We start from the raw sequence: 9,072 nt of genomic DNA, 5'->3' as shown, positions 1-9,072 counted from the left end.
CCCTGTTACCGCCGTGAAAGGGCGGTGTCCTAGGCCACTAGACGAAGGGGACACACTACAACATTCACTCCCTGCCGCGTTTCGCTGTGTGCTTTACGCTGCAAGTGGCGCGCATTCTATGGATGGATTGAGGGGTCGTCAACCCCCTGATATAAATTTATTTAAATCAATGACTTCGACCTGGATTACGGGCCGCGTAGGGCTTTTCCGTCGTCCGAAACCTGACGCCTATATTCCGCCACTCGCCAAGACGTTATAGTCACCGCACAGTGATGGCAATCTGCACATCAAGCGCCAGCATTCATCTATACAGCTGGCGGCCGATACAGATTGCAGCAGCCGATCAAACCCGTCGAGCGGCGCTAGGCGCCTAAATGCCCAGCCACTACACTCGCATGCGAACCCTATAAAGAGGTCTTACCGGTGACACCACTCATGATCACCCTGCTAGTCGTAGCCGGGATCGCAATTCTGATCGCCATTGGCTACATGAACCATGTGGTGGAAAACAACAAACTGGAGAAGGCCCGCACCAAAGTCGAACTCAACGACCGCCTGCGCCGCTGCGGCGAACTGACCGAAACCTTCCCCGGCCAGTTCATGACCCCGGCGCTCAAGCTGCTGCTGACCCGCCTGGAACTCAACGTCTGCCAGCGCCTGCTCAACCTGGAAAAAACCAGCGCGACGACCAAGGCCCGCATCACCGAACTCAGCGCCCTCGTTGCCCAGGGCGAATCGATCCCGGTGAACAACCCGCCCGCGCCGATCCTGAACGAAGCCAAAGCCAAAGACGTGCGCTTCCTCCTCGAAGCCCTGCACGGCCAGATCACCCGCGCCGCCCACGACGGTTTCCTGCCACCGAACGAAGCCAAACAATGGATTCGCGAAGTGCGCCACATCCTCGTGCTGCTGCACATCGAATTCTTCAACAACCTCGGCCAACAGTCCCTGCAACAAAACCAACCCGGCCAGGCCCGCCTCGCCTTCGAACGTGGCGTGCAATACCTGCGCAAACAGCAGGACCCGCAGATGTATGCCGAGCAACTGCAATACCTGGAAAAACTCCTCGCCCGAGCCAACGCCCAGGTCATGGACAAGATTGCCCCGGTGGAAGGTGAGGAAAACCAACTGACTGCCGGTTTGAAGGATGTCGAAGCCGATGCGGACTGGAAGAAGAAAGTGATTTACGACTGAGTCGAGAATGCCGGTAAAGAAGCCACCTTCATGGGTGGCTTTTTTGTGGGCGACTTGAAAGAGGTGTGAATTGAAGACCGCTTTCGCGAGCAGGCTCGCTCCCACATTGGGAAGCAGTGTTCTCAGGTAAAAATCGGTCGGCTGTCAGGCCGCCTTCGCTGGCAAGCCAGCTCCCACAGAACAGCAAAAGCAAACCCGGGCCATACCCACGCGGCGAAGCCAAGAGCCTGGCCGGCCCAAAGGCCGCCACGACTCAAAGCCGAAAATGCCCAACCATCGAGCGCAACTCCCCGCCCAACTGCGCCAGCTCAACACTCGAAGCCGCATTCCCGCGCATGGCCACGGAAGAGTGATCCGCACTCGCACGAATCTGCGTAACACTGCGATTGATCTCCTCCGCCACCGAACTCTGCTCCTCCGCCGCCGCCGCGATCTGCTGATTCATCTGCTGAATCAACGACACCGCCGCGGCAATACTCCCCAGCGCACTCTCGGTCTGCAACGCATCACTGACCGCCAGCTTCACCAGCTCGCCACTGCTGCGAATCTGCTGCACCGACGACTGTGCCGCCGCGCGCAAGGCACTGACCAGGCGCTCGATCTCCTCGGTCGATTGCTGCGTACGCCGTGCCAGCGCACGCACCTCATCGGCGACCACGGCAAACCCCCTGCCCTGCTCCCCGGCCCGCGCCGCTTCGATCGCCGCGTTCAGCGCCAACAGATTGGTCTGCTCGGCCACGCTCTTGATCACCTCCAGCACCGTGCCGATATTCTGGATCTCGGCACTGAGGCTCTCGATGCTGGAACTGGCCGACGTCGCCGAATCCGCCAACTGCTCGATCCGCGCCATGCTTTGGCGCACCACCTGCTGGCCGCTCTCGACCTTGTCATCCGCCGTCTGCGCCGCCAGCGCCGCCTCTTCGGCATTGCGCGCGACGTCATGCACCGTGGCGGTCATCTGGTTCATGGCCGTGGCGACCTGCTCGGTTTCCTCCTTCTGGCTGTTGACCTCCAGATTGGTCTGCTCGGTCACCGCCGACAGCGATTGCGCGGAACCGGCCAAGCGCTCGATCCCGGCCTGCAAGCCACTGACAATCGTGCCGAGGCCGGCAGCCATCTGCTGCATCGCCAACATCAGCTGACCCATTTCATCGCGGCGCGTCACCTCGACCTTCGCCGTCAGATCACCCGCAGCAATCTGCTGCGCCACACGAATGACACTGCGCAGCGGCGCAACGATCAGGCGCGTGATCACCCACGCGGCGAGTAATCCGACCAACAAGGCCAGCGCCGAAGAGCCAATGATCAACACCGTGTTCTTTTTCAGCTCCGCCTGCATCGAAGCGTCTTCGGCGACGTAGGCCTGATTGACCCGGTCCACCACCTGCGCGGCACGCTGATGCAGTTGGTCATAAACCGTTTTTTCTTGCGCCAGCAACCCGGTGTATTCAGCCAGTTTCTCGTTGAATCCGGCGATATGCCCCGACACTTCATTGAGCACCGTCAGATAGCCCTCGTCCTTGACCGTGGTTTTCAGCGCCTCGGCCTGCTCCTGCGCTTGCGCGGCCTGTTCGATATTGCCTTGACCGGCATTCTCGGCATCGCCCTTGCGGCTCTGATCCAGACGCACCCGCGCTTCGTTCATCGCTTGCAGCATCAGTCGCGAGACCTGACTGACCTGATTCGCCTGTTCGATGAACTGCGCGCCGTCCTTGCCCTCGGTGTCTTTCAAGGTGTAGGCGCCATCATCGGCCAGGCCGCTCTGCAACACGTCAAGGTTATTGGCCACGCTCGACACCGACCAACTGGCCATCTCCAGCGCAAGGTCCTTGGCCTGGCTCAGCGAGACGAATTCATCGAAGGCCTTGCGATAAGCGCCCAGCGCTTGCTCGACATCGCTCATCACCGGCACATTGGCCGGGGAATGTGCCTTGAGCTCGCCGGCAAGAACGATCAGCCCATCGACGCCTTCGCGCAAGGCATCGGCGGTCTTCGGATTGCCGCGCAGGGCGTATTCCTGCTCGAGCAGGCGCACCTTGAGCAGGCCGCTGTTGAGCGCGGACATCTGCTTCAAGCCGTCGAAACGCAGGCTGATGGTTTGCAGCGACCAGACGCCGATCGCCGCCACCAATGCAGTCAGCAGCAAGACCAGCACAAATCCGATACCCAGTTTTTTCGCCATACCGAGGTTGGCAAAACGTCCTTGCACGGCCGAAATCATTGCGCGTAGTCCCCTGCCAAAGTCTGTGAACGAAGATTCGCAACGGGCTCTAACCAGCACAAGACTCTGGCGTCGGAATAATGGCAAAAAGCTACGCCCGCGTCGTTTTCAGAATGCTGGAGGTCGATCCGCGCAAGTATTGCGAAAAAACTGCCGAGCCCGCGGGTCGCAGGCACAGGCCACATTGATGCGCTGCCAGTCACCGCACTCACCGCTGGGACTGAAGGCGTCCGCTGCGGATAACTCCAGCCCGCAACGCTGGGCCTGCCTGCGCACCGACGTCTGATCGCGCAAGCGTGCCCGCGCCCAGATAAACAGCCCGCCAACCGGCTTGCCAAACACTTCCCACTCGGCGTCTTCCAGGGCCTGCAAGGCCGCCGCGCGATCGGCATTCAAGCGCTGGCGCTGGCGCTGCACCAGTTTGCGATAAGCGCCGGTCGCCATCAGCCTGGCCAGCACCGCCTCGGCCAGCCTCGAACAGCCGAGCCCGCTGATCATCTTGACCTCGGCCAGGCGCTTCAGCAGTTCGCTGTCAGCCAGAACAAAGCCGACCCGCAACGAACTGCTCAGGGTCTTGGAGAAGCTGCCGACATAAATGACCCTGCCGCCATGGTCCAGCGCCGCCAACCGTGTACCGCTGCCGGTGTGCAGATCAGCGTAGACGTCATCTTCGATCACGCGCAGGTCGTAGGTCTTGCTCAACTGCACGATACGCTGGGCGACCGCAGGCGTCAGGCAGCTGCCGGTGGGGTTGTGGTGATGACTGCCGATGAACAGGGCGCTGGGACGAAACTGACGCAGCACTGACTCGAGCATGTCGATGTCCGGCCCGCTCGGTGTCCGACGCACTTCGAGCATCTGTACGCCGTGCAGGCGCAGCAGGTCAAACAACGGTGCATAACCGGGCGTTTCCACCACCACGCAGTCGCCGGCCTTGAACAGGGTGCGCACGATCAGATCGAGCGCATGACTGGCACCGCTGGTGCTCATCAGCCGGGTATTGCAAGCGTCGATGTTCAGCAGTTTGAGACGCTTGGCAATTTGCTCGCGCAACGCTGGCAGGCCCAGCGGCGAGCTGTAGTTGAACAGACTGGCCATGTCGGTGCGCGCCACCTCGCGTAATGCGTAGCTGAGGTCGTCGGGCTCACGCCAGCTCGGCGGCAAGCCTCCTTGCCCCAAGACCAAGCGGCCCGACGAAGCGCTCAGCTCATCGCACCACGCATGGCGGCCTTCGAACACTGCCAGTTCCGAGTCCGTTTCGCGCAACGGCGGCGAGGCCGCGACGATGAATCCCGCGCCCTGACGCGCAGTCAACACACCTTGCGAAACCAGGCGCTCGCAGGCTTCGACGACACACGACTGGCTGAGCAGATTACCCCGGGCGATTTGCCGTACGGAGGGCAACCGGGTGGCCGGCGGGATGCCGCTTTGCACAATCCAGTCAGTCATTCCGTCGACGATCTGCTGCACGACCGGCACCATTGCCTGTCGGTCAATTCTCAGTTCCATGAGCTCGCAAACTCCTGTCAGTTTTGCTGGCAGCAGTAAATCACAGCCGCGCCGCCGAGGCTGTGCGACAACACCGCCAAATGCGGCAGTTCTAACGGTTTGATACACATTGTTTAACGGTATTCACAGGGACCGACCGCGAGGTACAAAAAAGCCCGCACGCAGGCGGGTTCTTTGTATTTCGGCAACTTTCAGAACGCCGTCACGCCGCCGTCCACCGCCAATGAGTGCCCAGTGGTGAACGCTGCGCCATCGCTGCACAGATACAGCACCGCGCTGGCGATTTCCTCGACCTTGCCAATGCGCCCGACCGGGTGCATGGCGTTGGCGAATTCGCCCTTCTTCGGGTCGGCTTCGTAGGCACGGCGGAACATGTCCGTATCGATCACTGCCGGGCACACTGCGTTGACGCGGATTTTCTTTTTCGCGTATTCGATCGCCGCCGACTTGGTCAGGCCGATCACCGCATGTTTCGACGCCGCATAGATGCTCATTTTCGGCGCTGCGCCCAGCCCGGCTACCGACGCCGTGTTGACGATCGCGCCACCGCCCTGCGCCAACAGCAACGGCAACTGATACTTCATGCACAGCCAGACGCCTTTGACGTTGACGCCCATGATCGCGTCGAACTCGTCCAGCGTACCGTCGGCCAGTTTGCCCTTCTCGATTTCGATCCCGGCGTTGTTGAAGGCATAGTCGAGACGACCGTAGGTATTGATCACCTCATCCATCAGATTTTTTACATCGCTTTCCACCGTCACGTCGCAGCGCACGAAGGACGCTTCGCCACCGGCGGTACGAATCAGCGCCACCGTGCCTTCGCCTCCAGCCGCGTCGAGGTCAGCCACCACCACTTTCAGGCCTTCGGCGGCAAACGCCAGGGCTGTCGCGCGACCGATGCCGTAGGCGGCTCCCGTGATTACAACCACCTGACCGGAAAACGTCATGCTCATGGCTATGTCCTCGAATGCAAAAAAAATGGGAGATGTTGGCATCGCAGCATAGCCAAGGGCAGCGAAAGCGCGTCAGCACTATGCAATCGCTGTTTACAGGCCCATGCGCTGCAGTGATAAAACCCGCCCCGTAATCATCACTGCACTGGATCGACTCGCATTCGCCGTATCAGCCAACCTTGCGACATCGCCGTTGAAGAGCTATCAACAAGGCTTCATTCCATTCGAGTGCCTGTCATGACCAACCAGACCAATCGCCAGTTCCTGCTCGCCAAACGCCCGGTGGGCGCCGCGACCCGCGAGACTTTCACTTATCAGGAAGTACCGGTCGGCGAGCCACAGGCGGGACAGATTCTGGTGAAAAACGAATACTTGTCCCTCGACCCGGCCATGCGCGGCTGGATGAACGAAGGCAAGTCCTACATCCCGCCGGTCGGTCTCGGTGAGGTCATGCGCGCACTGGGCGTGGGAAAAGTCATCGCCTCGAACAATCCTGGCTTCGCCGTCGGCGATTACGTCAATGGCGCCCTCGGTGTGCAGGATTATTTCCTCGGCGAGCCGCGCGGTTTCTACAAGGTCGACCCGAAACTCGCGCCATTGCCACGCTATCTGTCTGCACTGGGCATGACCGGCATGACCGCCTACTTCGCCCTGCTCGACGTCGGCGCCCCGAAAGCCGGTGACACCGTGGTGCTGTCCGGCGCGGCCGGTGCGGTGGGCAGCGTGGCCGGGCAGATCGCCAAAATCAAAGGCTGCCGCGTCGTCGGCATCGCCGGCGGGGCCGACAAGTGCAAATTCCTCATCGACGAATTGGGTTTTGACGGCGCCATCGATTACAAGGCCGAAGACGTCGTGGCCGGTCTGAAGCGCGAATGCCCGAAAGGCGTGGACGTGTACTTCGATAACGTCGGTGGCGACATTCTCGACGCGGTGCTGAGCCGCTTGAACATGAAGGCGCGCGTGGTGATCTGCGGCGCGATCAGCCAGTACAACAATAAAGAAGCGGTCAAAGGCCCGGCCAATTACCTGTCACTGCTGGTCAATCGCGCGCGCATGGAAGGTTTTGTGGTGATGGACTACGCCGCGCAGTTCGCCAGCGCCGCCCAGGAGATGGCCGGCTGGATGGCCAACGGGCAGCTCAAGAGCAAGGAAGATGTGGTTGAAGGGCTCGAGACGTTCCCGGAGACGCTGATGAAACTGTTCAACGGCGAGAACTTTGGCAAGTTGGTGTTGAAGGTTTAAGGCCAGCCTGAAACCAATGTGGGAGCGAGCCCGCTCGCGAAAGCGGAAGATCAGTCGGTAATGACGCCGACTGACACTCCCTCTTCGCGAGCAGGCTCGCTCCCACAGTTGGATCTTCAATAAGCTTTAGGCAATTTCGGCTACGACTGCGGCCAACGCCTGCGCCGGATCTGCCGCCTGGCTGATCGGACGGCCGATCACCAGATAATCGGAACCGGCATCCAGTGCCTGACGCGGGGTCAGAATGCGCCGTTGGTCGTCCTGCGCGCTGCCTGCCGGGCGAATTCCCGGGGTCACCAGTTGCAGCGACGGGTGCGCGGTTTTCAGCGCCGACGCTTCCAGCGCCGAACAGACCAGACCGTCCATCCCGGCCTTCTCGGCCAGTGCCGCCAGACGCAGCACTTGTTCCTGCGGCTCGATATCCAGACCGATACCGGCCAGATCCTCGCGCTCCATGCTGGTCAGCACGGTCACACCAATCAACAACGGTTGCGGACCACTGCGCTTGTCCAGCTCTTCACGGCAGGCAGCCATCATGCGCAGGCCACCGGAGCAGTGCACATTGACCATCCACACGCCCATCTCGGCAGCGGCTTTCACGGCCATCGCGGTGGTGTTGGGGATGTCGTGGAATTTCAGGTCCAGAAACACTTCAAACCCCTTGTCACGCAGGGTGCCGACGATTTCCGCCGCGCAACTGGTGAACAGTTCCTTGCCCACTTTGACCCGGCACAGTTTCGGGTCCAACTGGTCGGCCAGCTTCAGTGCGGCGTCACGGGTGGGGAAATCCAGGGCGACGATGATAGGAGTCTGGCAGGCGGACATGGATGGGCTCTCAGGCTGGTCGAAAACGGCGCGCATTGTAGCGGAACCGGCGGCGGCGCGGCACCCGATGATCGGTAAATCGTCGCGCTGGCGGTTATCAGCTTAGCCCGCACGGCTATTGTGTCGACTTCGATACACAGCCGACACGCCGGCAACACCCACCCGGGTTAGCCTCGCCCTGCGCAATACGCCCTTACAACAGCACTTCCCGCCTCTCGGCCGGACGCCTATGCTGAAACCACCCCTGGTAGTGAACAGCCCCATGCACAACACCCCGACAACCATGACGGATGAAAGCAAAGACGACAAGCGCTGGAGCATCCGCGCGCTGATCGTCGATGATGACGTGCCGATCCGCGAGCTGATGATCGATTACCTCGCCCGTTTCAACATTCACGCCAGCGGCGTCACCGACGGCGCGGCGATGCGCCAGGCGCTGCAGGGCGAACATTTCGACGTCATCGTCCTCGACCTGATGCTGCCCGGCGAAGACGGCCTGTCGCTGTGCCGCTGGCTGCGCGCCGAATCGGACATCCCGATCCTGATGCTCACCGCCCGCTGCGAACCCACCGACCGCATCATCGGCCTGGAACTGGGCGCCGACGATTACATGGCCAAACCGTTCGAACCACGCGAACTGGTCGCCCGCATCCAGACCATCCTGCGCCGCGTGCGCGACGACCGCAGCGAACAGCGCGCCAACATTCGCTTCGACAACTGGCGCCTGAACAGCGTCCTGCGCCAAGTGGTCGCCGACAACGGCCTGGTAGTGCCGTTGTCCAACGCCGAATTCCGCCTGCTCTGGGTCTTCATCGAACGCCCGCGTCGCGTGCTCAGCCGCGAACAACTGCTCGACGCCGCTCGCGGTCGCTCGATCGAGGCTTTCGACCGCAGCATCGACCTGTTGGTCTCGCGCCTGCGACAAAAACTCGGCGACGACCCGAAAGCCCCGCAACTGATCAAGACCGTGCGCGGCGAGGGTTACCTGTTCGACGCGCGGGACATCGGTTGATGAAGGCGCGCTTCGACACCCTGTTCGGTCGCCTGTTCGGGGTGCTGTTCGTGGCGATTGTCCTGGCGCACCTGCTGGCCTTCGCCTGGTTCAGACTCTACAGCCCTCCTCCACCC

At 61.3% G+C, this 9,072-nt stretch carries 7 protein-coding genes and 1 pseudogene; 4 read left to right on the top strand and 4 right to left on the bottom strand.

The genetic code is table 11. The features are described from left to right. The first annotated feature begins 435 nt into the window (after positions 1-435). Positions 436-1,194, top strand: a complete 759-nt coding sequence (locus D8U61_RS18690; protein WP_177433349.1) for a hypothetical protein — start codon at positions 436-438, stop codon at positions 1,192-1,194. A gap of 253 nt (positions 1,195-1,447) precedes the next feature. On the opposite strand, the gene D8U61_RS18685 is transcribed toward D8U61_RS18690, so the two are convergent. From D8U61_RS18685 to D8U61_RS18675, 3 genes are all read right to left on the bottom strand, one after another. Continuing rightward, entirely contained in the window at positions 1,448-3,415 is a 1,968-nt protein-coding gene (locus tag D8U61_RS18685) for a methyl-accepting chemotaxis protein (protein WP_130927447.1), read from the bottom strand. 108 nt (positions 3,416-3,523) lie between these two features. Beyond that, on the bottom strand, positions 3,524-4,924 hold the full coding sequence (locus D8U61_RS18680; RefSeq protein WP_130902526.1) for a PLP-dependent aminotransferase family protein: 1,401 nt from the start codon (positions 4,922-4,924) through the stop codon (positions 3,524-3,526). 191 nt (positions 4,925-5,115) lie between these two features. Beyond that, a complete protein-coding gene (locus D8U61_RS18675; RefSeq protein WP_016773663.1) occupies positions 5,116-5,877 on the bottom strand; it encodes an SDR family oxidoreductase in 762 nt (253 codons plus the stop codon). 237 nt (positions 5,878-6,114) lie between these two features. Here D8U61_RS18675 and D8U61_RS18670 point away from each other — a divergent pair, with 237 nt between their 5' ends. Beyond that, positions 6,115-7,119: an NADP-dependent oxidoreductase gene (locus tag D8U61_RS18670; RefSeq protein WP_016773662.1), complete on the top strand. Its 1,005-nt coding sequence runs from the start codon at positions 6,115-6,117 to the stop codon at positions 7,117-7,119. A gap of 126 nt (positions 7,120-7,245) precedes the next feature. On the opposite strand, the gene pyrF is transcribed toward D8U61_RS18670, so the two are convergent. Further along, a complete protein-coding gene (gene pyrF / locus D8U61_RS18665; RefSeq protein ID WP_071173241.1) occupies positions 7,246-7,944 on the bottom strand; it encodes an orotidine-5'-phosphate decarboxylase in 699 nt (232 codons plus the stop codon). Between the two features lie 262 nt (positions 7,945-8,206). Here pyrF and D8U61_RS18660 point away from each other — a divergent pair, with 262 nt between their 5' ends. After that, positions 8,207-8,956 (top strand): response regulator transcription factor, encoded by a 750-nt coding sequence (locus tag D8U61_RS18660; RefSeq protein ID WP_024013950.1) that lies wholly within the window; start codon positions 8,207-8,209, stop codon positions 8,954-8,956. Further along, positions 8,956-9,072: pseudogene (locus tag D8U61_RS18655) on the top strand (two-component sensor histidine kinase); the annotation flags it as partial. The gene D8U61_RS18660 and the pseudogene D8U61_RS18655, both read left to right, overlap by 1 nt.

Origin of the sequence: Pseudomonas sp. Sample_14, assembly GCF_004307515.1 — a bacterium.
Classification (GTDB): domain Bacteria; phylum Pseudomonadota; class Gammaproteobacteria; order Pseudomonadales; family Pseudomonadaceae; genus Aquipseudomonas; species Aquipseudomonas atacamensis.
Note: the sequence above shows the minus strand (reverse complement) of the source record. Positions and strands in the feature narration are given on the sequence as shown.

Coding starts and splice junctions, on each gene's coding strand:
- D8U61_RS18660 (WP_024013950.1), top strand. CDS start 8,207: ATGCACAACACCCCGACAACCATGACGGATGAAAGCAAAGACGACAAG.
- D8U61_RS18675 (WP_016773663.1), bottom strand. CDS start 5,877: ATGAGCATGACGTTTTCCGGTCAGGTGGTTGTAATCACGGGAGCCGCC.
- D8U61_RS18670 (WP_016773662.1), top strand. CDS start 6,115: ATGACCAACCAGACCAATCGCCAGTTCCTGCTCGCCAAACGCCCGGTG.
- D8U61_RS18680 (WP_130902526.1), bottom strand. CDS start 4,924: ATGGAACTGAGAATTGACCGACAGGCAATGGTGCCGGTCGTGCAGCAG.
- D8U61_RS18685 (WP_130927447.1), bottom strand. CDS start 3,415: ATGATTTCGGCCGTGCAAGGACGTTTTGCCAACCTCGGTATGGCGAAA.
- D8U61_RS18690 (WP_177433349.1), top strand. CDS start 436: ATGATCACCCTGCTAGTCGTAGCCGGGATCGCAATTCTGATCGCCATT.
- pyrF (WP_071173241.1), bottom strand. CDS start 7,944: ATGTCCGCCTGCCAGACTCCTATCATCGTCGCCCTGGATTTCCCCACC.